The following is a 26,324-nucleotide window of genomic DNA, read 5'->3' on the forward strand; positions in this document are numbered from 1 at the left end:
ACAGGGGGATAACATGAAGACGGCACGCGAATTGGGACTGATCCCGCAGGGGAGACTTGAGCCGGGTCTGGGCAATGCCATTACCGATGTCGCGGGTGTTTCGGTTGGCCATAGCTCTGTACGCGGCGATGGGCTTTTCACAGGCGTGACGGCTATCGTGCCTCATGCCGGCGACATTTTTCGCGTGAAGCCACGCGCCGCCGTCGAGGTCATCAACGGTTTTGGCAAGTCGGCCGGCCTGATGCAGGTTGCTGAACTCGGAACGATCGAGACGCCGATCCTGCTTACCAACACGTTCGGGGTTGCGGCCTGCACGGAAGCGCTGATCCGCCGCGCCATCGCCGCCAATCCGGCCATCGGACGAAAGACCTCCACGGTCAACGCACTCGTTTGCGAATGCAATGACGGCAGCATCAATGATATTCAGGCGATGGCAGTGACATCAGCCGACGCCGAAGCTGCGCTGCTCGCTGCCAGCACTGGACCTGTGGACCAGGGCGCGGTGGGTGCCGGTTCGGGTATGACCGCCTTTGGGTTCAAGGCCGGCATCGGTACGGCCTCGCGGCAAATGCGGATCGGCAAGCGCAACTTCACGCTCGGCACTCTGGTGCTCGCCAATTTCGGCGCAACGGGTGATCTCGTCCTGCCAGACGGCCGCCGTCCCGATCCGCGCGCGCCTGCCAGTCCCGAGCAGGGCTCGGTCATCATCGTCATGGCAACAGACCTGCCACTCGGCGATCGCCAGTTGCAACGGGTTGCGCGGCGCGGCGGTGCAGGACTTGCGCGGCTCGGCGCCTTCTGGGGTCATGGCAGTGGCGATGTCGTCCTGTGTTTCACCACCGCAGATCCGGTGGCGCATGACCCGTCAACACCATTCGCCACGCAGGAACGGCTTGCCGATGAGAACATCGACATTGCCTTTCGAGCCGCCACCGAGACGACGCAGGAGGCCGTGTTGAACGCGCTCTGCATGGCCCCCGCCACACCGGCCCGCAACGGCCGGATTTATCCCGCTCTTGCCGACTGGTTGAAGGAGAACCCCACGCCATGAAAGTCTTTATCTCCGCCGATATCGAAGGAACCGCCGGCATTGCCCATTGGGACGAGACCGAGCGCACGCACCCGGACTGGGCCGAATTCCGGGCCTTGATGACTGCCGAAGTGGTCGCCGCCTGCGAGGGCGCGCGTTCTGCCGGCGCGACGGAAGTGGTCATCAAGGACGCCCACGACAGCGGTCGCAATCTCATTCTCGACCGGTTGCCTGATTACGCGCGGATCGTGCGCGGCTGGTCAGGCCATCCGGACTCCATGATGTTCGGGCTCGACGAAGGCTTTGCCGCCGCCATTTATACCGGCTACCACTCCAAGGCAGGCAGCGAGGCCAATCCGCTTGCCCATACGTCCAACCTGCGCATTTCGCGGCTACTGCTGAATGGCGAGGTTGCGTCCGAGTTTACCGTCAATGCGCTGTGTGCTGCGGGTTATGGGGTGCCTTCCGTTTTTCTGGCCGGTGATGACGGCATTTGCGCGGAGGCACGGGCCATGGTGCCGGGCCTCGCGGCCGTGGAGACGCTGGACGGCCGGGGCCGCGCCTCAACGTCCATCTCGCCTGCATGGTCGCGGCGCCTTATCCGCGAGGGCGTAGCCTTGGCGCTCTCGGGCGATTTCGCGCAGGCACTGCCCGCAATGCCGGAGCACTACGAGGTGGTCATCGAATTCAACAATCCGACGGATGCGTATCGCGCCGGCTGGTATCCCGGCGCTCGTGCACACGGGCCCCGTGCGGTCGCCTTCGAACACAGGGATTTTGCCGAAATCCTGCGGGCACTGGTCTTCCTCAAGGTCTGATCAGACCGGCACGCGTTCCAACAGTTGCCCCGCTGTGCGCCAGAGGTCTTCGACCTTTCTGTTGCGGCTCGCGGCGTGGCGATAGAGGCGGATTTCGAGGTCGAGATTCCAGCCCTCGTCTACCGATGCGGGCACCAGGCGGCCAGCCTGCATTTCGTCGCGCGCCAGGCTTTCCGGCAGCCAGCATACGCCTGCGCCCGTCACAGCCATATTCATTTGCCCAGCACTGATTGTATTTTCGTGTGTCGTGCGGCGCCGGAAGGGCGGGCGGCGTAGCCAAAGGCGCGATAGCGCAACCCCGAAGAAGGAATTGAGGCCATAACTCAGGCAGGGAATGGCCAATCGCGGCTGCGCGACAGCGCGGTCAATGAGATTGCGGCCCGGCTGTACATTGCCCGACAGTACGATCTCCGGCGAAACCAGCGGGATCAGCCGGTCATGAGCGACAGTCAGAGAGGCAAACTGACCGCGATCAAGGTGAAACGGCACTTCCGGATGGGCATAGGTCAGGAAGAAATCCGCCTCGTCGTTGACAAGCGCATCGAGGTTGGCTTCGATCCCACCGCGGTCAGGGATGAGCGAGGTGCTGAACGTACTGCCCGCGTCTTCCAGCGCCTTCACCCAACCCGGGAAAAAAGTGACCGTCAGCGTATGCAGCGCGGCAAAGCGGATGAGGCCAGGTTCGTGCGACGGGCGCAATGTCTCACGCGCTGCATAGAAGGTACGGATTGCTTCCTGTGCGACCGGAAGGAAATTACGTCCGGCGGGGGTGAGTTCGGCCGGCATGGTGGCGCGGCTGATCAGTGTCGCGCCTAGCCAACTCTCCAACTGCTTGATCCTCCGGCTAAAGGCCGGCTGCGTGACATTGCGAAATTCAGCAGCCCGCGAAAAGCTGGACGTATCGGCAAGCGTCACGAAATCCTCCAGCCACTTGATCTCCATAAACCGTTCCCCCGATCCTGTTTACCCCGGAAAACGATCATAAGTCATTCAATCAAAATGGGTATGCCGATTTCGCATGGGGTGGTGCCAAAACCGAATTGGCCAAGTCAGCCACAACCTTCCACGTTGTGTGTGGAGGAAATAGGTACCGGTTCGTCCGGTGCCCACAGGGGGAGCTGTGAATGGCATTCGCAATCGAAGCCGATCTTATCGTGCACAATGGCCGCATTTGGCGCGGCCGGGAGGAGGGCATCAGCGAGGCTGTTGCCGTGTGGCAAGGTAAGGTTCTTGCAACGGGCAGCGATGCCGACATGTTGAGCCTCAGGGGGCCGCGTACCGAGGTCATTGATCTTGAGGGTCGCTTTGCCAGCCCCGGCCTCATCGACAATCACCTGCACCTGATCTCCACCGGCATCACCATGGGCTGGGTGGATGCAACGCCCGCTGCCGCACCAACGCTGGCCGCCTTGATGGCGACACTTGCCGAGCGCGCCGCAGCTACCCCGAAGGGCGGTTGGGTCCGTGCACGCGGTTATGACCAGGTCAAGCTCGATACCGGTCAGCACCCGACGCGCGAGGATCTGGACCGCGCCATCCCCGACCACCCGGTGCTGCTGACACGCGCCTGCGGCCATGTGGCCATCGCCAATTCGCAGGCACTGAAACTGGCCGGCGTCACCGAGGCGACGCCGGTCCCAGACGGCGGCGTCATCGGTCTCACGGACGGCCGCCTCAACGGTCTCTTCGCCGAAAATGCCATGAACCTGATCAAGGCGGCGATGCCCGAGGTAACGACTGAAGAGCTTGTTGACGGTATCGAACGGGGCGGGCGTTACCTGCTGTCGCTCGGTATCACCAGCTGCATGGATGCGGCGGTCGGCCAGCTCTCAGGCTTTGCGGAAATTCAGGCCTATGAAATGGCCAAGGTTTCCGGCCGCCTGCCGGTTCGTGTCTGGCTGACGCTGCTTGGTGATCCCGGTGTTTCGATCGTTGAGGACTCCTGGCGGGCCGGCCTTATTTCCGGTGCGGGTGACGACATGCTGCGCGTCGGTGCGGTCAAGATCTTCCTTGATGGTTCGGCCGGGGGACGCACCGCCTGGATGTCGAAACCCTATCTGGGCGAACCCGACAATATAGGCGTACAGATGCTGCCGGATGCCGAAGTCGAGGCGATCGTCAAATCCTGTCATGACCGCGGCTACCAGATGGCCTGCCATGCCATTGGCGACGGCGCGATCGGGCAGTTGATCACCGCCTACGAGAAGGCGCTGGCCGCCAATCCCGATCCGGACCGGCGCCACCGCATCGAACATTGCGGTTTCTCGACGGCCGAGCAGGACGCGCGCATGAAGGCGACCGGCATCCTGCCGGCACCGCAGATGGCCTTCATCCACGATTTCGGCGATAGCTACATTTCCGTGTTGGGCGAAGAACGGGGCAAGCCTTCCTACCAGATCGGCACCTGGATGCGCATGGGCCTCAAGCCTTCAACCGGATCCGACGCGCCGGTCTGCTCGCCCGATCCCTTCCCGAACCTGCATGCCATGATCACCCGTAAGACCGGCAAGGGGACGGTGATGGACGATGCCGAAAAACTGAGCCGCGAGGAGGCGCTTCAGGCCTATACGGAATTCGGCGCCTATTCGCAGAAAGCCGAGGCCGTGAAGGGCAGGCTGGTGCCGGGCCAATGGGCCGACATCGCGGTCTTCGACAATGACCTTCTGGAGGCCCCTGCGGATACTATCCTCTCAGGCACGCGCTGCCTGTTGACCCTGCTTGCAGGCCGCGTCGTGCACGATGCGCGATAGAGACTTGCCGGACTAAATTATCGAAACGATGCCGAAAACGGCACGAGAGGGAGAACGACATGCTGAAAAAACTGACACTCGCCGCAATGCTGAGCCTCAGCGTCGCAACCGGGGCTCTTGCCGCCGGCGAACGTTCCGGCGGAACACTCGTCTTCACGGCGCCGTACGGCTCAAGCTTCGCCACGCTCGACGTGCAGGCGAGCCCCAACACGCAGGAAGAATTCATCACGCAGGCCATCCACCGCGGTCTCTACAGCTGGAACTCGATCGAGAACAAGCCGGTGCTCGAACTGGCGGATTCCGAAGACGTCTCCGAGGATGGCACGGTCCACACCTATCACCTGCGCAAGAACGCGGTGTTCCACAACGGTAAGCCGCTGACGGCCGACGACTTCATCTACAGCTACAAGCGCATCGCCAATCCGAAGAATGCGTTCCCAGGCGCCAGCTTCATCGCCGTCATCAAGGGCGCCGACGAGTTCATCGCCGGCAAGGCGGACGAAATTTCCGGTCTCAAGAAGATCGATGATAACACGCTGGAGATCACCTACACCGGCCCGATCAACCCCGGCTTCCCACTGATGCAGAACACGACGGTCATTTACCCGTCAAATGTCGAGGATGAATCAAGCTTCGCCAAGAACCCCATCGGCCTCGGCGCCTTTGTCTTCAAAGAGCATGTGCCGGGCTCGCAGGTCGTCGTTGAAAAGTTCGACAAGTATTACGAGGAAGGCAAGCCCTATCTGGACCGCATCAACATCGTGTTGATGGCCGAAGACGCTGCGCGCGACGTCGCGTTCCGCAACAAGGAAATCGACGTCTCGATCCTTGGCCCGACGCAGTACCAAGCCTATCAGGGCGAGGAAGGCCTGAAGGATCACCTGCTCGAAGTCGCCGAGGTCTATACCCGCAATATCGGTTTCAACCCGGCATTCGAACCCTTCAAGGACAAGCGGGTGCGTCAGGCGATCAACTATGCGATCAACGCACCGCTGATCATCGAACGCCTCGTCAAGAACAAGGCCTATCCCGCCTCCGGCTGGCTGCCGCTCTCTTCGCCGGCCTTCGACAAGGACAAGGCTGCCTATGCCTTCGACCCGGAGAAGGCCAAGGCCTTGCTTGCTGAAGCCGGCTATGCCGACGGGTTCGAGTTCGAGGTGACGGCGAGCCCCAACGAAAGCTGGGGCGTGCCGATCGTCGAGGCGATTCTGCCGATGCTGAAGAAGGTCGGCATCACCGTGAAGCCGAAGCCGGTCGAAAGCTCCGCACTTGGCGACGCCGTGACGTCGAACACCTTCCAGGCCTTCATCTGGTCAAACCTGTCTGGTCCCGACCCGCTGAATGCGCTGCGCTGCTTCCATTCCAAGACGCAGCAATCGGCCTGCAACTATACGAGCTATGCGAGCCCCGAATTCGACAAGCTCTATGAGGCGGCCCAGCAGGAGCGCGACCCGGCCAAGCAGAACGATCTGCTGCGCCAGGCCAACAACATCGTGCAGGACGACGCACCGGTCTGGTTCTTCAACTACAACAAGGCGGTCATGGCCTACCAGCCGTGGATTCACGGCCTCGTTCCGAACGCAACGGAATTGGCGGTCCAGCCCTATGACGAAATCTGGATCGACGAAACGGCGCCCGCTCGCCAGTAAGCCTTGAGAGGTTCGGAGGTGGCCGTGGAAACATCACGGCCACCTCCGCATCGATTGCCGTTCCGTAAGGCCGGCCAAACCGGGACCGCTCATGCTTCGTTTCACCCTGCGCCGTATCCTGCAGATCATACCCACCGTCGTCGTGGTGGCGCTGCTTATTTTCGTCATTTTCTCGGTGGTGCCTGGCACCTTTGCCGCCAGCCTGTTTGCCGATGGCAAACGCGCCGCCGACCCGCAGATGATCGCCCGCCTCATCGAGGAATTTGGGCTGAACAAGCCGTTGATGGAGCGCTTCGTGACCTATGTCACGGACCTTGCGCAATTCGATCTCGGCACCAGCTTCCGCACCCGCCAGCCGGTCATCGACCTCATCAACGACCGGATGTGGGCTTCGCTGAAACTGGCGATCGCTGCCATGGTCTTTGCCCTTGCCGTCGGCGTGCCGCTCGGTTTTCTCGCCGCAATGAGACCCGGCTCAATACTCGATACAGTGACGATGATCGGTGCGGTCTCGGGCCTGTCCATGCCGCAGTTCTGGCTGGGCCTTCTGGCCATGTATCTGTTTGCCCTGCAGCTGAACTGGCTGCCGAGCTTCGGTTATGGCAACGGGTCGTTCCAGAACCTTATTCTTCCTGCCGTCACGCTCGGCGTTACGCCGCTTGCGCTCCTCGCACGAACCACGCGGGCAGGGGTGCTCGATGTGCTGAACGCCGATTTTATCCGTACCGCCCATTCCAAGGGCATGAGCGAAATCAAGGTGGTGCGCTGGCATGTGGCGCGCAATGCGCTGGTCCTGATCGTCACGACGGTTGGCCTGCAATTCGGCTCGCTGATCGGCCAGGCCGTCGTCATTGAAAAGCTTTTTGCCTGGCCTGGCATTGGTTCACTGCTGGTCGATAGCGTTGCGATCCGCGATATCCCCGTGGTGCAGGGCACCATCCTCGTCATCGTGCTGTGGTTCCTCGTCATCAATACTGCCGTCGATCTGATCTATGCCGCGATCGACCCACGCATCAAGCAGGAGTGACGGCAATGCGTCTCGGCTTCAATTTCTGGCTCGGCACCGGCCTGACGGCACTGGTGATTTTCGCTGGTGTCCTCGCTCCGTGGATCGCGCCCTTCGACCCGGTACTCGACGCAGACCTGATGAGTTCCGAACTGCCGCCTGACGCTACCTTCTGGTTCGGCACGGATGCTCAGGGACGCGACGTCTATACACGTATTCTCTTCGGTGCGCAGATTTCGCTGACGGTCGGCATTGTCTCGCAGGTGATCAACTCAATCATCGGCGTCACACTCGGCATGACCGCCGGCTATTGGGGCGGCTGGTGGGACGATCTGGTAAACGGCCTCACCAACGTGATGCTCGCTATTCCCTCACTGATCTTCGCGCTCGCAGTTATGGCGGTGCTCGGGCCGGGCCTGCCGTCTCTTCTTGTCGCACTCGGCCTCACCAACTGGAGCTGGACTTGCCGCATCGCGCGCTCCTCGACGCTGTCGCTGAAATCGCAAGGCTATGTGCAGGCAGCACAAACGCTGGGGTATGGAGACCTGCGCATCATGTTCACCCAAATCCTGCCCAACATGATGGGGCCGATCCTCGTTATGGCGACGCTCGGTATGGGGTCGGCGGTACTGTCGGAAGCAGCCCTTTCCTTCCTCGGCCTCGGCATCCAGCCGCCGTTTCCGAGCTGGGGCTCAATGTTGACCGACGCGCGCCAGCTCATCCAGCTGGCACCATGGGTCGCGATCTTTCCCGGCCTTGCCATTTTCCTGTCGGTGCTCGGTTTCAACCTTCTCGGCGACGGTCTGCGAGACAGCCTCGACCCACATATGAGGACGCGCAAGCCATGACAGCTCCGCTTCTCGACATCAGAAGCCTGCATCTGGGTGTGGCACTCGGCCGTTCCGCCCACCACCCGTTGCTCAAGGGTGTCTCTTTCCAGATCATGCCCGGCGAGGCCTATGGCCTCGTCGGAGAGTCCGGCTCCGGCAAGTCAGTGACATCGCTTGCCGTGATGGGGTTGCTGAAGAGGCCGCTGGCCGTCTCCAGCGGCGAAATCCTGTTCAAGGGGCAGAATCTGCTGACTTTGCCAAAACGGGAAATGCGCCGCCTGCGCGGCAACCGTATCGCCATGATCTTCCAGGAACCGATGACCGCGCTGAACCCCCTGTCCACTGTCGGCCGGCAGATCGCCGAAATGTTTGTGCTGCATCAGGACAAGAGTTGGAACGAAGCCCAGAAGCTTGCGATCGACGCGCTCGCCAGCGTTCGTGTCCCCAACCCGGACCGGCGCGCGAAAAACTATCCGCACCAGATGTCGGGCGGCCTTCGTCAGCGTGTCATGATCGCCATGGCGCTCGCCTGCAATCCCGACCTGTTGATCGCCGACGAACCGACAACAGCGCTCGACGTCACCGTACAGGCCGAAGTGCTGCGCCTGATCAAGGAACTCTGCGCCGAACGCGGCACGGCCGTACTCTTCATCAGCCACGATCTCGGCGTCATCGCCAGCATCTGCCAGCGCGTCGGCGTCATGTATGCCGGCTGTCTCGTCGAGGAGAACGAGACGAGGGCGCTCTTCGATACACCCCGGCACGACTATACGAAAGGGCTACTCGGCGCCCTGCCTCGCCTTGGCAGCCGCAGTCAGCATGGCCGCCAGCGGCTGGTCGATATCGACAGCATCATTGCCGACCGCTCGAAGCTGACCGAGACCCGCTTCATCGCCCCGCGCGGTATAGAGGGGAGCCAGCCATGACCGCCCCGCTGCTGCAGGTGGACGACCTGCATGTCCGTTTTCCGATTTCCGGGGGCGGCCTGCTCGGCAGAGGCCGGCGCATGCTGCACGCCGTCAACGGCATCAGTTTTTCGCTTGCCAAAGGGGAATGCCTCTCGATCGTCGGCGAATCCGGCTGCGGAAAGTCGACAACCGCGCTCTCGATCCTCGGCCTTCAGGAGCCGACGGAGGGCATGATCCGTTACCGTGGCCTGCCTCTCGCCGGCCCTGGCGCGCCGGGACGTATGCAGCGCGCCAAGGCAGTACAGATGGTGTTTCAAGACCCCTACGCCTCGCTCAATCCGCGCCAGTCAGTACGCAGCTCGCTTGCGGCACCGCTGCGTTTGCATGGCTTTACCGCTGGCTCGGAAATCGACGGCCGCATCGAAGTCATGCTCAAGAATGTCGGCCTGACACCCGAGCACGCAAACCGATATCCGCATGAATTTTCCGGTGGCCAGCGCCAGCGTATCGGCATTGCCCGTGCCCTGATCCTCGAACCGGAGATCGTCGTGCTCGACGAGCCGGTATCGGCTCTCGACGTCTCGATCCGGGCGCAAATCATCAACCTGTTGCTGGACCTTCAGGAAAAACTCGGTCTTTCCTACCTGATGATCAGCCACGACCTCAGCGTGGTCGAGCATATGAGCGACCGGGTGCTGGTGATGTATTTCGGACAAATCGTGGAAGAAGGCGGATGGCGGGAAATCTTCGAAGCGCCGGCGCATCCATATACCCGCCGGTTGATCGCCGCCATTCCCGATCCGGAGAAGGCACTGAACACGGCCGAATTACAGGATTGTGTTTCCGATGTGCCGCAATTTGCCGGCCGCAGCTTCATTTCCGACGGCAGCACGGCGCCGGATGTTTTTACGGCACCTGCGCCTTCCGAACTGGTTGAGATCGGTGCCAGTCATAAAGTCCGGCTGGCTTCGGCATAGGGCTATGACAACTCCGGTAAGCCAGAGCAGCCAGAAGTAAGCTATAAACAACAGGTGGGAACAGAATGGGCCGCAAACCGAAAATCGCCGTGATCTTGGATGAAAACACCAGCTCTGGTGGCGACGGCTATGAGATCTCCAAGAACTACTTCTCCGCCATCAGCCGAGCCGGCGCCATTGGGTTCGGTATTCCATATCAGCATGACGTGATCGGCCAGGTGGTCGAAGAGTTCGATGGCTTCTTGAGCGTCGGTGGGCGCATCCACTTTCCGACGGAATGGTACGTCGAAGGCGACCAGTCCCAATACCCGGCGTCCGAGCGTCTCGCCGTCGAAATGGCGCTCATGGAAGGATTTCTTAGCCGCGACAAGCCTGTGCTCGGTATCTGCAATGGTATGCAAATGCTTGGGTGCCTCAACGGCTGCCGAATGGTTTCGGATGTGCATTCCTCGTGGCCCGGTGCGCTCAACCATGACCAGACCGATACGTTCCATCCCGTACACATCCCCAGTGGCACCAGAATGTCTGAAATTCTCAATGCCGAGACATTCGACGTCAATACCTTCCATCGGGAGGCGATCGTCGACATATCCGGCAGCGTGGTTGTTACCGCCCGCGGTCCAGACGGTGTTGTCGAAGCCATTGAGGTGAGATCGCAATCTTTTGCCATGGGCCTGCAGTGGCATCCGGAACGGCTCGACACCGCGGACCACCCGGGCGCTCGCATATTTGATGCGTTTGTGAAAGCTGCGAGCTAGGGAGTGTCGGACCAATAAATATCGACGGCGTCCGGATCGTTGCCGCCGTGAGATAGGCAAAGTTCCCGACAAAAGAGCTGCCCCTCGGCCGTTTTGCATTGTTCAACGCATTTCGTTTTGCAACCGCCTCAGACACACTACCAAAAACACGATATCCTCTGATTCATGCGCCAAGCGCTTGGGGAATCCCCGATACGATTGGCGAAGGAGTTGGGGCGGCAGATTACGCATGAGCAGACCGAACTATCAGGATATTGCCCGCCTTGCCGGCGTTGGGACAGCGACAGTCGAGCGCGTTCTGAACGGGCGTGGCGGCGTTCGTCCAGAACTCATTGAAAAGGTAACGCTTGCTGCACGGACTCTGAAATATCCACGCACGATACCAGACGCACACCACAAGCTGCTGCGTATTGAAGTGCTGATGGTCCGTCCGGAGACAACGTTCTACCGCAGGCTTTCCCACGAGTTTGAAAGCATCGCATCAACACTGGATCCTTTGGTCGTTGTTCAACGCAGCTTTACGGATGAGAAGAACCCCGACGAAATCGCGAAACGGATCCTGGCTGCTGACGTTCCACGGGCGGGCTTGATACTGGCCGTGCCCAACAGCCCCACCATCGGCGCTGCAGTGGATGCCGTTGTCAAACGCGGGACACCGGTGGTCCATGTGGTGACACGGGCATCCGAAACGCGGGGAGAATTTGTCGGCATCAATAACTACGCAGCCGGTCGTACCGCAGCCCACTTCATCTCCCGGATGACGACGCAGGCGGGGCCGGTAGTTGCGCTCTGCCATCCGATCTATCAGGTGCACCGGGAGCGCATGCGCGGTTTTTCTGACTATTTTGCCGAGCATCGTGGCGCCGTCAGTTTTGAGTGGATCGGGTTCAGCCGGGACGAAGAGCAGTATAGCGAGGCATCCCTATGCTACGCTCTTGAGAAATATCCCGATCTTGCCGGCCTGTATAATGCAGGCGGCGCGAACTCCGCCTTAATCAAGGTGCTGGGCCGCCATCAGCGAGGCCGCGAGATCTTGTTCGTCGCTCACGAACTCACGGATTACACCCGCACGGCCTTACGCAATGGCATCGTCGATGTGGTCCTCGACCAGGCGCCCGAAGCGCAGGCACAGCGGGCGCTGGACTGGATCTTGTATCGGATCGGCTTGACGAAGATTAAGCCGGATCCCAACCCCATTCGTTTCATCACCATCACCGCAGAAGCTCTCTGATCTAATCTGATCAACGAAGCCTTCGGCGTTTTGCGGTCCTCCTGCTACCTAAATGGCAGGGAGGAAGGCCTAGACGTTCGCTTTGAACAGCCGGCGAAAGCGTCCGCTCTCCTTCAATCAAAGCTTTGTGCGAGCACGTCAGACGTGCTCCGCCCCAGGGAGAACGTAATGGACGACCTTAAGTATGGAACGCGCAACAAGCGTGGCGACTGGGCGCCGAAGCAGCCGGTTCAGTATGCGCCGCTCTTCCAGTTCCCGACGCGGATTATGGCAATCCTGAAATGGCTGCCACATTATTTCTTCCCCTGGAACGTGGTCTTTGCGGCCTCGGCATTGGCCTATTGGGCTTGGGTCATTCCGCCGATGGAAACCATGCGGACGCTCGGCTTTGGCTGGATCGCCTGGCTTTATGCTGTCAACACTGTCTGCGTTTTCCTGTTCTACGGCGCGTTCGAGCTTCATCTTTACGTGCTGAAACGCCAGGAAACCCGCTTTAAATACAATGGCAAATTCCCCGCCGAACAGAAAAACCAGGCGTTCTGGTTCGAAAACCAGAACAAAGACAACATTCTGCGCACCTTTCTGTCCGGTGTTGTCATCTGGACGGCAATCGAGGCTGGTATGCTCTGGGCCTATGCCAACGGGTACGCGCCCTGGCTTGCCTTTGCGGAGAATCCCTGGACACTGGCGCTTGTCGCACTCGTCGTGCCGATCATCCACGAATTCCACTTTTTCTGCGTGCACCGGCTGATCCACACGCCGTTGCTCTACAAGTGGGTGCATTCGGTCCACCATAACTCGGTCAATCCGTCACCGTGGTCGTCGCTGTCGATGCACCCGGTTGAGCATCTGCTCTACTTCGGAACGGCGTTTTACCATTTGATCCTGCCGTCCAACCCCATCCTCATGCTGTACCAGCTGCATTACGCGGGTTTCGGCGCCATTCCCGGCCATGTCGGCTTCGACAAGGTCGAAGTCGGTGAGGACAAGCTGGTCGATAGCCATGCCTATGCGCATTACCTGCATCACAAGTACTTCGAAGTGAACTACGGCGATGCTTTGATCCCGCTCGATAAGTGGTTTGGCACCTGGCACGACGGCTCGCCAGAAGGCGAGGCTCAGATGCAGGATCGCTACCGCAAACGGAAAGAAAAACTGGCAGCCCGCAAGGCCCGTGCAGCCGCCGGGGAGGCTGCAGAATGAGCTGGGTTTCCGCATGCCAACTCGATGACATCGAACAGGAAGGCGCCATTCGCTTCGACCATGGTGGACGCACCTACGCGATCTATCGTGGACCGGATGATCGTGTCTATTGCACGGCCGGTCTGTGCACCCATGAGGCTGTCCACCTTGCCGATGGCCTGGTGATGGATTTCGAGGTGGAATGTCCCAAGCATTCCGGAGCCTTCGATTATCGCACGGGCGAGGCCATCCGGCTGCCTGCCTGCGAAAATCTGAAAACCTATCCGGCCGAGGTGGTCGATGGAGAGGTTCGCGTGGCCGTGAACTAGGGCCGCCGAAACAACGGCCCGTCGGGCCTCCGGAATGCACTGGGCGGTCCGGCGCCTATTGGGAGGATAATATGAAATTTGCTTACGCGGCGGCTCTTGCTGTCTCCTTGATGGCGGGTACCGCCTCGGCCGAAATGATCGGCGTTTCCATGCAGAGCTTCGACAACAACTTCCAGACACTGTTGCGTGAAGGCTTGCAGGCCCGGGCCTTGGAGGTGAAGGGCACGGACGTACAAGTCGAGGATGCGCAGACCGACATCTCCAGGCAGCTTAGCCAAATCAACAACTTCATCGCTGCAGGCGTCGACGCTATCATTCTCACCTTGGCTGATGCTTCGGCAGCGCCGGGCATCACCCAGGCGGCGCAAAAGGCCAACATTCCGCTGGTTTACCTCAATCTTGAGCCTGGCAATGTCGGGCAGCTTCCCGACAAGCAAGCCTATTTCGGATCACGGGAAACGGATGCGGGAACGCAGGCCGCCCAGGCCGCATGCGACCTTTTGAAGAAGACGGGCAAAGACAGCAACGCGCAGGTCTACATCCTGATGGGCGATCTCGCCCATCAGGCGTCGCGTGACCGCACGTCGTCTTTCAAGGACACGCTGGCTGCCGGCGACTGTAAGGGCGTGACGATAGCCGACGAACAGTCGGCCGCATGGACCCGGACCAATGCGATGGACATGACCACCAACTGGATCACGGCCGGCCAGCCGATCGATGTGGTCTACGCCAACAATGACGAAATGGCCTTGGGCGCAATTCAGGCGCTGAAGTCTGCAGGGGTTTCGATGGATGATGTGATCGTCATTGGCATCGATGCGACACAGGACGCTCTGGCTGCCATGGCGGCCGGTGACCTGGATGCCACGGTCTTCCAGAACGCCAAGGCTCAATCCGCAAGCGCCATCGATGCGGCGGTCGCGCTCGCGGGCGGAAAACCTGTCGAAAAACAGGTCATGGTTCCCTTCGAACTGGTCACGCCCGAGAACATGAAAGACTACGCCAAGCGCAATTGATCGCGATGACTGGCACATAAACCTATGTGCCAGTCCATTCTGGAGGACCACCGTGGACGCTATCGTTATTGTCGGGGCAGGGGAATCGGGCACCAGAGCGGCTTTTGCGCTTCGGGAAGCTGGCTATGCCGGTACGGTCACGCTGGTTGGCGTTGAACCCCATCTGCCTTACGAGCGCCCACCGCTGTCAAAGCCTGAAAACGGCGCTGTAACGATGAAGGCGCTGTGTTCCAGCCAAGCTCTGCTCGACGCGGGCGTTACCTACCTTCATGGCGTCGGAGCAACCGCCCTGGATGCCGGCCGGCGGGCCGTCACTCTGAGTGATGGGCGAGCACTGGCCTACGATAAACTGCTTCTTGCGACAGGCGCGCGTCCACGAAAACTCGCGTGCAAGGGCGCTGAGCGCGCGCTTGACTTTCGAACGTATGATGATGCGAAGGCCGTGCTCTCCGGCGTGGATACCAGCCGCAGCGTCGCGATCATTGGTGGCGGTCTGATCGGCATGGAGCTGGCGGCCGTGCTGCGTGGCAAAGGGCTTGCTGTCAGCGTTATCGAGGCTGCTCCAAAGCCACTCGGCCGGGCAGTGCCCTCGCACTTTGCTGCACGATTGCATAGCCGGCACAGTGAGGAAGGCGTCCACTTCCATCTCGGCCAAGGCGTTTCCGAAATCCGCCACAACACGGTTCTCCTGGCCGACGGTACTTCGGTACCTGCGGACGTCGTTGTCGCGGCCATTGGTGTTCAGCCTGAGATTGCCCTGGCTGAAGCCGCGGGCCTTGCGACTGGCAACGGCATACTGACGGACGCTTTTCTCCGGACGAGTGATCCAGATATATTCGCGGCCGGTGATTGCGTGGCTGTCGAGCAATATGGTGGTGGCCATGTCCGCTTTGAGAGCTGGCGCAATGCCCGGGCGCAAGCCGAGACGGCTGCTCGCAACATGGCAGGAGCCGTTGAGCCTTTTGCAGCGATCCCCTGGTTCTGGTCCGATCAATATGATCTCGTCCTGCAGGTTGCCGGGCTGCCGCAGCCAGACCATCAGTGCGTGATGCGCGCGCTGCCAACCGGCGAGCTTGCGTTTTATCTCGATGACGGACGCCTGGTGGCCGCCGCTAGTCTGGGCGTTGGGAACAGTCTTGCCAAGGACATGAAGCTCTCGGAGATGCTGATTGCGGCGAGTGTGCGCCCCGATCCCGCCGTTCTGGCCGACCCGGGCGTCAATTTGAAGGCGCTGCTTAAAAATGCGAAGGCGGCGTGATGCAGAATCTACATATTTTCCAGTCGTTATGGGCGATGGAGCGGCGCCATACCGACGGCTTCGAGCGAGACCTCGAAGACAATATTGCCATGATCATCGAGGCTGGTTTCGACGGCGTCAGCGCCCACTATACAAACCGTCAGGATGTTGCCCGTCTCAACCAGGCGATCGAAGGCACCGGCCTCAAAATCGAAGGGGTGTGCTTTCCCCGGACAGTCGAAGACCTGATGCTGCCGTTGGAGCTTGCGGCGGATTACCCGGTCAGCCACCTCAACCTGCAGCCGGATATTCGTCTGCGCAGGGTTGAGGACTGCCTACCCTTGCTTGACGGCTGGATGCAGCTTGCAGCCGTTGCCGGCATCCCGGTGTTCATCGAAACACATCGCGATCGAATGACCGCCGATCTCTTCTTCACGCTTGATTTGCTGGATCAGCGCCCCGAATTCCCGCTGCTGGCAGACCTGTCGCATTTCCTGGTGGGGCGGGAGTTCGCATTTCCGGTCAATGCGGAAAATCACGCTCTGATCAGCCGTATTCTCCAGAATGCCCAGGCATTTCACGGCAGGGTCGCATCACGCGAACAGGTCCAGATCGAGCTGTCGTTTCCACATCACCGCCCCTGGGTCGATCTCTTCCTTGCCTGGTGGCAGGAAGGTTTCCGGAGCTGGCGCTCCCGTTCCGCCGACAACGCAGAACTGGTCTTTACCTGTGAACTTGGGCCGAAGCCCTATGCGATCACAGGCCGCGACGGCAACGATACCACCGACAGATGGTCTGAGGCGCTCCAGCTCAAGGATATGATCCGCGAGCTTTGGGCGGCAACGGCTTCCCCTGAAACACCACGCGAAACGGCTTGCGGAGATCTTTGGGTCTCCGCCCCTAAGGGATAATGAGGAATACTATGAAATCACGTGCTGCCGTCGCTTTCGCTCCGGGCAAGCCCCTGGAAATCGTCGAACTGGATGTCGCTCCGCCGCAGAAAGGGGAGGTTCTGGTCAGGATTACCCATACAGGGGTCTGCCACACCGATGCTTTCACGCTCTCGGGAGCCGACCCTGAAGGCATTTTTCCGGTCGTTCTCGGGCATGAAGGTGCCGGTATCGTCGTGGAAATCGGGGATGGGGTCACCAGCGTTCAGCCCGGAGACCACGTCATTCCGCTCTATACGGCCGAATGCCGCGAATGTCTGTTTTGCAGATCGGGCAAAACCAATCTCTGCGTCGCGGTGCGGGCGACCCAGGGCAAGGGATTGATGCCGGATGGCACCACGCGCTTTTCCTATAAAGGTCAGCCGATTTATCACTACATGGGCTGCTCGACGTTTAGCGAATACACCGTGGTTGCCGAGGTCTCCCTGGCAAAGATCAATCCTGAAGCCAATCCCGAGCACGTCTGCCTGTTAGGTTGCGGCGTCACTACCGGCATCGGCGCCGTCCACAACACTGCCAAAGTGCAAAAGGGGGATAGCGTTGCCGTGTTCGGTCTGGGCGGCATCGGCCTTGCCGTCATCCAAGGCGCAAGGCAGGCGCAGGCAGGACGCATCATTGCCATTGATACCAACCCTTCGAAATTCGAGCTTGCCGGAAGCTTTGGCGCCACGGAGTGCATCAATCCGAAAGACCATGAAAAACCTATTCAGGACGTCATTGTCGAGATGACCGGATGGGGTGTCGATCATTCCTTTGAATGCATCGGCAATGTCAGCGTCATGCGTGCAGCCCTGGAATGCGCTCACCGGGGCTGGGGGCAGTCGGTCGTTGTCGGTGTTGCGGGCGCTGGCCAGGAAATCTCCACCCGGCCCTTTCAGCTTGTGACCGGACGCACTTGGAAAGGCACCGCATTTGGCGGGGTTAAAGGCCGCACCCAGCTGCCCTCAATGGTGGAAGACGCAATGAACGGAGACATAGAGCTGGCAGCCTTCGTGACCCATACCATGGGCCTCGATGCCATCAATGACGCTTTCGATCTGATGCATGAGGGAAAATCTATTCGGTCCGTGATCCATTATTGATCACGGTTCACCGTTCCTTTCCCTCACAAAGCGACTGGCCACTATCACCCTCCAAACGTGGTGGCCGAGGGAGAGCTGGCTGCGGCCGCCTCTCCCAACTATCCACCCGGCACTGGAAAGCCATCACACAGACCGTCCGCAGTTTCAGGCCTCAGCAAAGGCAAGCCGGCGATCTGGTGTCAGCACGCTACCGAAGAATGACGCGCATCTCTTCCTACAGCGAAGCGCCGATTTCTACCTTGTCGACCTCGATCCAGGCCTTCTCATCAAACGATCGTGCCATGGCATGGACGGTCTTCTCGATACGCAAGCCCTGTTTGAAATCGATCGCTGAAAAAGGCTCACCCGCGATCGCGCGGATCAGTTCGTGGCACTCGATGATCTTCAGGTCATTGAAACCGAGACCATGGCCGGGTGCCGGGATGAATTGGCCATAGGGTGCATGGGAAGGCGCAGTCAGGACCCGGCGAAAGCCCTGTTCGGTGGTGTTGCCGCCGGTCTGGTAGAGTTCGAACTCGTTCATGCGCTCCTGATCGTAGAGTATAGAACCCTTGGAGCCGTAAATCTGCAGAGCGATACGGCCTTTGCGGCCCCACGCGGCGCGGTTTGCCATCAGTACGGCCGAGATGCCGTGCTCGAGCCGCATCAGGATACTGGCGCCATCGTGGTTTTCCACCGCCCTGCGGCCACCATCCTTCAAGGGACGGTCGGCATAGGGCTTCGCCATGTCGGTAACGACCGAACGGACATGGCCGAAAAGATACCAGAGCAGCGAGAGAGGATGCACCGCGAAATCGTCCAGCGCACCATAGCCTGCCGACCGTTCGCTTTTCCAGTAGAAGGGCGCTTCGGGATCAGCCATGAAATCCTCGTCCATCTCGACACGGACGTGGTTGACGGCACCGATCGCGCCATCCTCGATCAGTGTCTTCATATGCCGAAGGATGGGATTCTGGATATAGTTGTAGCCCATGATTGCAATTTTGCCGGAAGCCTCGACGGCTTTCAGCATGCGTTGCGCATCCGGAAATGTCGGCGACATCGGCTTTTCGCACCAGACATGTTTGCCGGCTCCGAGGGCCGCAATGGCCATCTCGGCATGGAACTGGTTCGGGGTGGTGACGGAGACGACATCGACATCCGGATCGTCGATAAGCCGGCGCCAGTTAGCCGTTGCCTTTTCAAAGCCGAACTCATCGGCGCGCGCGGTGGCAAGTTCGGCATTGGCTTCTGCCAGATGCACCAGCCGTGGACGAGGCACATCGCCGAAGACCGCTTTTACCGCATTCCAGGCCAGTGCATGGCACTTGCCCATATATCCCGTACCGATCAAGCCGACGCCCAATGGTTTCATGACACTTATCCTCGCCAGCTATCCTGCAGTCCGTCAGACTGTCTTGCGCTTCTTCTGTCTGTAAACATCGACCACGACGGCTGCGACGATGATCATGCCTTTGACGATTTCCTGGTAGTAGGCGTCCACCCGCAGGAACGTGAAGCCGGAGGTCATCACACCGAGGATGACCGTGCCGATGACCGTGCCGGTGATCCGTCCGACGCCACCGGCAAGCGATGTGCCGCCGATGACTGTGGCGGCGATCGCATCCAGTTCGTACATGACACCCATGCCGGCCTGTGCCGTTTGCGCACGGGCAGCGGTGACGACACCGGCGAGACCAGCCAGCATGCCGGCGATGGCATAGACCTTGATCAGATGTGCCTCGACATTGATGCCGGAGACGCGGGCGGCCTGAACATTGGCGCCGATCGCATAGGTGAACTTGCCATAGCGGGTGTAGCGAAGGGCGATATGGAAGATGAGGGCGACGACAAGGAAGACGATGACCGGCCAGATGCCCGTGCCGATGAAGTTGAACTGGTCGGTCAGGCCGGAAACCGGCTGCCCCTTGGTGTACCATTTCGACAGGCCACGTGCGGAGACCATCATGCCCAAGGTCGCAATGAACGGCGGAATCTTCGTCTTGGCGATCAGCCAGCCGTTGATCAGACCCGCAAGCAGGCCGATACAGAGCCCAAGGCCGATCGGGACGATGGCCGGAAGGTCGGTCAATGCAGGATAGAGTGCACGAGGCCATGTCGATGCCTGCGCCACGCTAGCGGCAATCATCGCCGTGACGCCGACCACCGAGCCGGAGGAAAGGTCAATGCCGCCGGTGATGATCACCTGCGTGACGCCGACTGCAATGATACCGATAACGGCCACCTGCAGGATCATGATCGTCAGGCGCTGCGAGTTCATCAGGAAGCTTTGGCCGATGAAGATCCAGCCGAGGATCTCGTAGACCAACGCAATGCCGACCAGAACCAGGAAAATGTTGAATTCCGGCGGGATGCGCCGCTTGCTCGCGCTTGGCACCGCCGTGGCGGCCGAGGCTTCTATCTTGGTGCTCATGTCCTGTCCTCCCGGATGGTATTTTTTAAAAGCGCGCCATCACTGCGCTGCAAGTTCCATGACCTTGACCTGGGTCGCTTCCGCCCGGTCGAGGAAACCCGTGACCCGGCCTTCGTGCATCACCATGACGCGGTCGCTCATGCCCAGAACCTCCGGCATTTCCGACGAGATCATGATGACGGCGACGCCGTCGCGGGCGAGTTCTGTCACCAGACGGTGGATTTCCGCCTTGGCGCCGACATCGATGCCGCGTGTCGGCTCGTCGAGGATCAGGATGCGCGGGTTGGTCAACAGCCAGCGGCCGATCAGCGCCTTCTGCTGGTTGCCGCCTGAGAGGTTTTCGATACGCTCCTGCAGGTTTGGTGTTTTCACCCGCAGCTTGCGGGCCATCTCCTCGCATTTTGCCGACACGGCCTTCTGATCGACGAAGCCCATCTTGACGAACTTGTCTTGCAGCACCGCGATCTGCATGTTTTCCAGGATATCCAAGATAAGCAGGCAGCCGGTATCCTTGCGGTCTTCGGTCAGGAAAGCCATCCGGTTGCGGATCGCCTCTGTCGGCGAACCGATCGTGACAGGCTTGCCGTTGATTGCGATCGATCCCGAGCTTGCTGGCGTGACGCCGAACAAAGTTTCGGCCACATTCGAGCGGCCGGAACCGACAAGGCCGGCAACGCCAAGGATTTCGCCGGCGCGCACATCGAACGAAACATCGTGGAAGACGTCTTTCAGACAGAGGTCTTTCACCGACAGAACGACGTCGCCGATCGGTACTTCTTCCTTCGGGAACATCTGGGTGATCTCGCGGCCGACCATCATCTTGATGATATCGTCGCGGGTCACGTCGGTAGAGGCATGTGTGCCGATATATTTGCCGTCGCGGAACACCGAGAACTCGTCGGCGATCTCGAACAGCTCGTTCATCTTGTGGGTGATGTAGACGATGCCGATGCCCTGGCTGCGCAGATCACGGATGATGGTGAAGAGGTGGGCGACTTCGCGCTCGGTCAGCGCCGAGGTCGGCTCATCCATGATCAACACGTCGGATTCGTAGGATACCGCCTTGGCGATCTCGACCATCTGGCGATTGGCGATGGAAAGATCGCGTACTTCCGCCTGCGGATCGAGGGCAATGTTCAGACGCTTGAAGAGGTCTGCGGTCTTGCGGTTCATTTCGCCATGATCGACGAACCCGAGCCGGGTGAGCGGCTCGCGCCGGATCCAGATATTCTCTGCTACGGTCATGAATGGCATCAGGTTCAGTTCCTGATGGATCATGGCGATGCCGTTTTCGAGCGCATCCAGCGGCGATTTCAGCCGGATATCGACGCCCTTGAATTTAACTTCGCCCTTGTCGGGCGTATAGATGCCGGCAAGGATTTTCATCAGCGTCGATTTGCCGGCGCCGTTTTCACCCATCAGCGCATGCACGGTGCCGCGCTTCAGACGGAACGATACGTCATCCAGGGCCACAACGCCGGGAAATTCCTTGCGCACCCCTTCGACTGCAAGCAGATATTCGGCTTTTGGTACGGCGCCACTGGCGCGTACGGCTGCCATTGTTGTCGGACTGACCATTTTAATGATGCCTCCCTGTCGCCTGTTTGGCTGGGACCTGCGCCCTCAGGCAGCAAGGTCACCTCACGGTCCGCTGGAGGCGCATCGCACCAACGTCAACGAAACCGGGCAATCCGGGGCGCGGATGAGCGCGCCCCGGTGTTCAGGTTCAGTTCTTTGCCTGATAGTCCTTGAGGTTGGCCGGCGTTACCAATTCGAAAGGAATGTAGACCTTCTTTTCGACCGTTTCGCCCCGCGCAAACTTCAGAGCCGCATCGAGCGCGCCCTTGCCCTGGCCAGCAGCGTTCTGGAACACGGTGACATCCAGATCACCGGCTGCCATGGCGGCAAGCGCATCCTGCGTCGCATCAACGCCGCCGATCACGACCTTGTCCATCGGCCGGCCGGCAGCCTTCAGTGCCTGAATCGCGCCAATGGCCATTTCGTCGTTGTTGGCGATGACGGCGTCAAATTCCAAACCGGCAGAAAGCCAGTTGGTCATCAAGTCTGCACCCTGCGTACGCGACCAGTTGGCGGTCTGCTCTTCAACGATGGTGATGCCCTTGCAGGCGTCGGTGGCGAGAACGTCATGGACGTCCTTGGTGCGCATGCGGGCCGCCTGGTTTGAAAGCTCGCCCATCATGACGACGGCCTTGCCCTTGCCGCCGAGCAGCTTGCAGACTTCCTGGGTTTCGAGCGTGCCGGATTCAGCTTCATTGGATGCAACGAAAGCCTGCTTTTCCGGGAGCGTGTCGATGTTGATCGGCTCGCGGTTGACGTAAACCAGCGGAATGCCGGCATCGGCTGCGATCTTTGACATGGCGGCAGTCGCGTCGGTGTCGACCGGGTTGACAACGATGGCATCGACGCCGGCTGCGATGAAGTTCTGGATCTGGCTCTGCTGCTTGGCAACGTCGTTCTGCGCGTCTTCAACCTGCAGCGTGACGCCGTCGAGCGTCTTGGCATAATCCTGCATGCCGTTGCGCAGAACGGTCAGGAAGTTGTCGTCGAACAGCGCCATCGAAACACCAACAGTTTCGGCATGTGCCGCAGTCGACATCATCGCAGCCAAGGCTGCGCCCATAATCATTTTCTTCATGTTGTAGTTCCTCCACAAAACGGTGACCGGCGACCACCCTCCACAAGCCGGAGGCACCCCATTCGCGGTGGCACCCAATTCCCGTAGGCCGCCTCTCCCGGGCAGCTCTGCGTCAAAACAGAATAAACAAACCGACAGTTTGTTAATACGGAACAACTATTCCATTTTATAATTCCATCGTCAAGGGCGTTCCAACTGACATTCGTGCAAAAATGCCGGATGGAACGCCCGTTCCGTCAGGCCGTGGCTTCAAGAAATGCCATGCTTTCGCGGATCGCCGCTCTGATATCGGCTGATTGATGCACATCGGGCGAAAAGGGCTCGAAAGAAAATGGCCCGGCATAGCCGCTTTCTCGCAGCGTCCGGATTTGGCCGGCATTGTCCAGGCGGTCATTGGCATCCACAAGAATGCGGTGCGGGTCGCGCATGCCGTTGACGGAAATGCCGGGATCGGCAACGCCGGAAATGTGAACCAGACCGGTCATTTCCGGATGGAATTTTTCTTCCCCTGCCAAGTGATGGTGGAACGTGTCATGCACGATTTTGAACCGACTCCCACCTGAGACGGCCTGAATAGCCTCTACGGCTTCGGTTTTGGAACGCAACGAGCAGATTTCAAAGCCAAGCGGCTCGACGAGACCGATGATACCGGCGTCTTCCAGCATTGGCGTCAGCGCGGTTAACGCCTGTCTCAGGTTGGCTTGGCGCTCGCCGTCGCCCTGACCACTGCCGTCGTTGAGCGGCACGAGAACCAGCGCCTCCGCTCCGCAATCGCGGGCATAAGTGATGAGTTCCTGTGCTTCGCGGGCGCGGTCGCCGTTCCATTGGTTGAACCGCTGCAGCGCGTTGATCGAAACGATGGTCAAGCTATGTTTTTCGGCGAGCGCCTTTATTTCGGCAGCCGGTGTACCGTCGATAATCGCGTTGCCGTCGAGATCATTGCGGATTTCAACCGCCGACATGCCGAGCGATTTTGCCAGAGCAAAAAATGCATCCGGCGACAAGGCCGGGGCAGTCATATGATTGAGCGCGAATGAAAGGGTCGTCATAGGTGCTGTTCCTCCTGCACATGAATTCGCGGGAAGGGGAAAGCCCACTCCCTGAGCGCGTGAGGATCATCAGCTTATTGAGACACAGTCAAAGCCGAAGCCGTTATCTGTCTCTCATTGGTGAAAGAATACAAAAACCGCGTGAGAGAATACTCTCATTTCGAAGGCGGCCTGCTCAGATGTTTTCCGGGGTGAAAATATCGAACGGCAAAAATGTCTGGCCCGGAACGCCTCCGATACCACGATCAATGGCGGCGACCATCTGCCCCACCAATTCCCGGGTCAGATGCGCGACGGGCGTTGCGACTGCCATGGTCACGAGATCTTCAGCCAGCGCCATTCTTGATTCCGGGGTCAGTTCATTCACAACGACCAGCAGCTTACCTGCCATCTTTTCTTCGGCAAGGGCCGAGATCGCGCCCTCCATGCCGCCGCCGCAGACATAGAACCCGATCAGGTCTGGATGGCGCTGCAAGAGGTTGATCGTTGCCTCGTGCGTGATCTCCTCCGTATCGAGATTGACCATTGTGTCGAGAACCTCGAAATCAGGCGCATTCTCGCGAAAATACGAGCGGAAACCGATTTCACGCAATTCGTGACCATGAAACCGATGGCTTCCGATGAAAGTTGCAACCTTCCCCGGTTTCTTCGCGGCCTTGGCAATCATCCACGCGGCTGTGCGGCCGACGGTGCGATTATTGAGGCCAACATAACCCTCTCGTGCACCCGCGGCGAAGTCCGAAAGAAGCGAGAAAACCGGGATGCCTTTTTCCCTCAATTCCTCTATAGCCGCCGTGACCGCGGGATAGTCGGGGCTAACGAGGGCAATGGCCTGGTTGCGCGCGGCAACAGCTTTGAGCTTTTCCACCAAAGCTGCGGGCGTAGCACTCATGTTGAAATCGATCTGCGGGATAATGCGGACTCCGGGCGCCGAAAACGCCGCATTCTCGATCTCCTTAGCCATCGACTGATAGAAGTACTGGTTTGGCTTTTGCAGGATAAAGCCGAGCCTGTATTGCGGCAGGTCCTCGAAAACCCGCTGCCGCAGCAGGCTGACAGCATGGTAGCCGATCGATTTTGCCGCATCGTAGACCCGCCGCGCCGTCTCTTCCCTTACCTTGTGGCGGCCGTTCAATACCCGGTCGACGGTCGCGACGCTGACGCCCGCGGCCTGGGCAAGATCTGTAATGGTCGGACGCCCGCTCATAATCGCTCCTGATGGAAGCCATCATTCAATCATGCGATGAATGATGTGTTTTGATAGAATACATCAAGGCTGCATTGAGCTGCATTCAAAGTCAACCTATCCTCCATTCAAGGACGAGAACCAGCGGCAAGCGGAGGAGGACAGAATGGACAAGACTGCGACGAAACGTGATTACAGCCTCCTCGGGCGTGATGCTCAGGCCGCCGTCGACAGCGGACTGGCAGCCGCGGAATGGTATCACACCGACATCCCGCGCAAGCAGATGAAAGAGCTGATGAAGCGCGAGGATGGTCCGGCCATCCGCGACACGGCAATCTGGCTTGGCAGCATGGTTATCACCGGTGCGCTTGGGGCCTATTTCTGGGGCTCCTGGTGGTGCGTGCCGTTCTTCCTGATCTACGGCGTGATGTACGGGTCGGCCTCGGATTCGCGCTGGCACGAATGCGGGCACGGTACCGCCTTCAAGACGCGCTGGATGAACGACGCAGTCTATCAGATTGCCTGTTTCATGATCATGCGTAATCCGGTGACATGGCGCTGGAGCCATACGCGGCACCACACCGATACAGTCATCGTCGGCCGCGATCCGGAAATTGCCGTCATGCGCCCGCCGGACCTGTTCCGGCTGGTCCTCAACTTCTTTGGCTTGCTCGATGCCAGCTACGCAATGATCGATATGGTCCGCAACGCGGCCGGCATTATCAGTGCTGCCGAAAAAACCTTCGTTCCCGAACAGGAGCAGCCGCGCGTCATCCGTGTTGCCCGTATCTGGGTTCTGATCTATGCCGCCACGGTGGCGATGGCCATTTACCTCGGCTCGATATTGCCGCTGATACTGATCGGCCTGCCACGGCTCTATGGCGCATGGCATCACGTGCTGACGGGGCTTCTGCAGCACGGCGGCCTTGCCGACAACGTCATTGATCATCGTCTCAACAGCCGTAGCGTCTACATGAACCCGTTCAGCCGGTTTGTGTATTGGAACATGAACTATCATGTTGAGCATCACATGTTCCCGATGGTGCCCTATCATGCGCTCCCGCAGCTGCATGACATGATCAAGCACGACCTGCCCGCCCCGAACAGATCCATGCTCGAAGGCTACCGCGAAATGATCCCGGCCTTTCTGCGGCAGTTGAAGAATGAGGATTACTTTCTCAAACGCGAACTGCCGCCGACCGCGAAGCCCTACCGTGAAGAGTTTCACGCCGAGTCAATTGCCGCCGAATAGAGCGGTGCCCGAAAA

At 59.7% G+C, this 26,324-nt stretch carries 24 protein-coding genes; 17 read left to right on the forward strand and 7 right to left on the reverse strand.

Annotated elements, in window-relative coordinates:
• Positions 1-13: 13 nt before the first annotated feature.
• Together ASC96_RS07290 and ASC96_RS07295 are read left to right on the forward strand one after the other, a co-directional pair.
• On the forward strand, positions 14-1,051 hold the full coding sequence (locus ASC96_RS07290) for a P1 family peptidase (RefSeq protein ID WP_060502376.1): 1,038 nt from the start codon (positions 14-16) through the stop codon (positions 1,049-1,051).
• On the forward strand, positions 1,048-1,848 hold the full coding sequence (locus ASC96_RS07295; protein ID WP_060502377.1) for a M55 family metallopeptidase: 801 nt from the start codon (positions 1,048-1,050) through the stop codon (positions 1,846-1,848). The genes ASC96_RS07290 and ASC96_RS07295 overlap by 4 nt, the downstream gene beginning before the upstream one ends.
• Here the strand turns inward: ASC96_RS07295 and ASC96_RS07300 are convergent, their stop codons facing one another.
• Positions 1,849-2,790: a LysR family transcriptional regulator gene (locus tag ASC96_RS07300; RefSeq protein ID WP_060502378.1), complete on the reverse strand. Its 942-nt coding sequence runs from the start codon at positions 2,788-2,790 to the stop codon at positions 1,849-1,851.
• Between the two features lie 182 nt (positions 2,791-2,972).
• Here ASC96_RS07300 and ASC96_RS07305 point away from each other — a divergent pair, with 182 nt between their 5' ends.
• The 14 genes from ASC96_RS07305 to ASC96_RS07370 all read left to right on the forward strand — a co-directional run bounded on the left by ASC96_RS07305 (position 2,973) and on the right by ASC96_RS07370 (position 17,753).
• Positions 2,973-4,598: an amidohydrolase gene (locus ASC96_RS07305; protein WP_060502379.1), complete on the forward strand. Its 1,626-nt coding sequence runs from the start codon at positions 2,973-2,975 to the stop codon at positions 4,596-4,598.
• Positions 4,599-4,657: 59 nt separating this feature from the next.
• Complete coding sequence (locus tag ASC96_RS07310) at positions 4,658-6,247, forward strand: ABC transporter substrate-binding protein (RefSeq protein ID WP_060502380.1); 1,590 nt, start codon at positions 4,658-4,660, stop codon at positions 6,245-6,247.
• A 91-nt stretch (positions 6,248-6,338) separates the two neighbouring features.
• Positions 6,339-7,274 (forward strand): ABC transporter permease, encoded by a 936-nt coding sequence (locus ASC96_RS07315; RefSeq protein WP_060502381.1) that lies wholly within the window; start codon positions 6,339-6,341, stop codon positions 7,272-7,274.
• 5 nt (positions 7,275-7,279) lie between these two features.
• Entirely contained in the window at positions 7,280-8,101 is an 822-nt protein-coding gene (locus tag ASC96_RS07320; protein ID WP_060502382.1) for an ABC transporter permease, read from the forward strand.
• Positions 8,098-9,009: an ABC transporter ATP-binding protein gene (locus tag ASC96_RS07325; RefSeq protein ID WP_060502383.1), complete on the forward strand. Its 912-nt coding sequence runs from the start codon at positions 8,098-8,100 to the stop codon at positions 9,007-9,009. The genes ASC96_RS07320 and ASC96_RS07325 overlap by 4 nt, the downstream gene beginning before the upstream one ends.
• The gene (locus tag ASC96_RS07330) at positions 9,006-9,968 is read left to right on the forward strand and encodes an ATP-binding cassette domain-containing protein (protein WP_060502384.1); all 963 of its coding nucleotides are present in this window, start codon (positions 9,006-9,008) and stop codon (positions 9,966-9,968) included. The genes ASC96_RS07325 and ASC96_RS07330 overlap by 4 nt, the downstream gene beginning before the upstream one ends.
• A gap of 65 nt (positions 9,969-10,033) precedes the next feature.
• A complete protein-coding gene (locus ASC96_RS07335; protein ID WP_060502385.1) occupies positions 10,034-10,726 on the forward strand; it encodes a gamma-glutamyl-gamma-aminobutyrate hydrolase family protein in 693 nt (230 codons plus the stop codon).
• 229 nt (positions 10,727-10,955) lie between these two features.
• Positions 10,956-11,957 (forward strand): LacI family DNA-binding transcriptional regulator, encoded by a 1,002-nt coding sequence (locus ASC96_RS07340; protein WP_060502386.1) that lies wholly within the window; start codon positions 10,956-10,958, stop codon positions 11,955-11,957.
• Positions 11,958-12,125: 168 nt separating this feature from the next.
• Entirely contained in the window at positions 12,126-13,160 is a 1,035-nt protein-coding gene (locus tag ASC96_RS07345) for a sterol desaturase family protein (protein ID WP_060502387.1), read from the forward strand.
• Positions 13,157-13,468, forward strand: coding sequence for a MocE family 2Fe-2S type ferredoxin (locus ASC96_RS07350; protein ID WP_060502388.1), 312 nt, complete (start codon positions 13,157-13,159; stop codon positions 13,466-13,468). The genes ASC96_RS07345 and ASC96_RS07350 overlap by 4 nt, the downstream gene beginning before the upstream one ends.
• A 71-nt stretch (positions 13,469-13,539) precedes the next feature.
• Positions 13,540-14,484: a substrate-binding domain-containing protein gene (locus tag ASC96_RS07355; RefSeq protein WP_060502389.1), complete on the forward strand. Its 945-nt coding sequence runs from the start codon at positions 13,540-13,542 to the stop codon at positions 14,482-14,484.
• A gap of 52 nt (positions 14,485-14,536) precedes the next feature.
• On the forward strand, positions 14,537-15,742 hold the full coding sequence (locus tag ASC96_RS07360) for an FAD-dependent oxidoreductase (protein ID WP_060502390.1): 1,206 nt from the start codon (positions 14,537-14,539) through the stop codon (positions 15,740-15,742).
• Positions 15,739-16,632 carry a sugar phosphate isomerase/epimerase gene (locus ASC96_RS07365; protein ID WP_244481931.1) on the forward strand — a complete coding sequence of 298 codons (894 nt, stop codon included), beginning with the start codon at positions 15,739-15,741 and terminating at the stop codon, positions 16,630-16,632. Before ASC96_RS07360 ends, ASC96_RS07365 begins: the two co-directional genes overlap by 4 nt.
• An 11-nt stretch (positions 16,633-16,643) precedes the next feature.
• Positions 16,644-17,753, forward strand: a complete 1,110-nt coding sequence (locus ASC96_RS07370; protein ID WP_060502392.1) for an S-(hydroxymethyl)glutathione dehydrogenase/class III alcohol dehydrogenase — start codon at positions 16,644-16,646, stop codon at positions 17,751-17,753.
• Between the two features lie 214 nt (positions 17,754-17,967).
• Here the strand turns inward: ASC96_RS07370 and ASC96_RS07375 are convergent, their stop codons facing one another.
• From ASC96_RS07375 to ASC96_RS07400, 6 genes are all read right to left on the reverse strand, one after another.
• A complete protein-coding gene (locus tag ASC96_RS07375; RefSeq protein WP_060502393.1) occupies positions 17,968-19,107 on the reverse strand; it encodes a Gfo/Idh/MocA family oxidoreductase in 1,140 nt (379 codons plus the stop codon).
• A gap of 33 nt (positions 19,108-19,140) precedes the next feature.
• Complete coding sequence (locus ASC96_RS07380) at positions 19,141-20,166, reverse strand: ABC transporter permease (protein ID WP_060502394.1); 1,026 nt, start codon at positions 20,164-20,166, stop codon at positions 19,141-19,143.
• 39 nt (positions 20,167-20,205) lie between these two features.
• Complete coding sequence (locus tag ASC96_RS07385) at positions 20,206-21,744, reverse strand: sugar ABC transporter ATP-binding protein (RefSeq protein ID WP_060502395.1); 1,539 nt, start codon at positions 21,742-21,744, stop codon at positions 20,206-20,208.
• A 148-nt stretch (positions 21,745-21,892) separates the two neighbouring features.
• Complete coding sequence (locus tag ASC96_RS07390; RefSeq protein ID WP_037103482.1) at positions 21,893-22,822, reverse strand: sugar ABC transporter substrate-binding protein; 930 nt, start codon at positions 22,820-22,822, stop codon at positions 21,893-21,895.
• Between the two features lie 236 nt (positions 22,823-23,058).
• The gene (locus ASC96_RS07395; RefSeq protein WP_060502396.1) at positions 23,059-23,871 is read right to left on the reverse strand and encodes a TIM barrel protein; all 813 of its coding nucleotides are present in this window, start codon (positions 23,869-23,871) and stop codon (positions 23,059-23,061) included.
• Positions 23,872-24,046: 175 nt separating this feature from the next.
• On the reverse strand, positions 24,047-25,078 hold the full coding sequence (locus tag ASC96_RS07400) for a LacI family DNA-binding transcriptional regulator (protein WP_060502397.1): 1,032 nt from the start codon (positions 25,076-25,078) through the stop codon (positions 24,047-24,049).
• Between the two features lie 145 nt (positions 25,079-25,223).
• Here ASC96_RS07400 and ASC96_RS07405 point away from each other — a divergent pair, with 145 nt between their 5' ends.
• The gene (locus tag ASC96_RS07405) at positions 25,224-26,309 is read left to right on the forward strand and encodes a fatty acid desaturase family protein (RefSeq protein WP_060502398.1); all 1,086 of its coding nucleotides are present in this window, start codon (positions 25,224-25,226) and stop codon (positions 26,307-26,309) included.
• Positions 26,310-26,324: the final 15 nt, after the last annotated feature.

It is taken from the genome of Rhizobium sp. Root1204 (assembly GCF_001424965.1).
In the GTDB taxonomy this organism is placed as follows: Bacteria; Pseudomonadota; Alphaproteobacteria; order Rhizobiales; family Rhizobiaceae; genus Pararhizobium.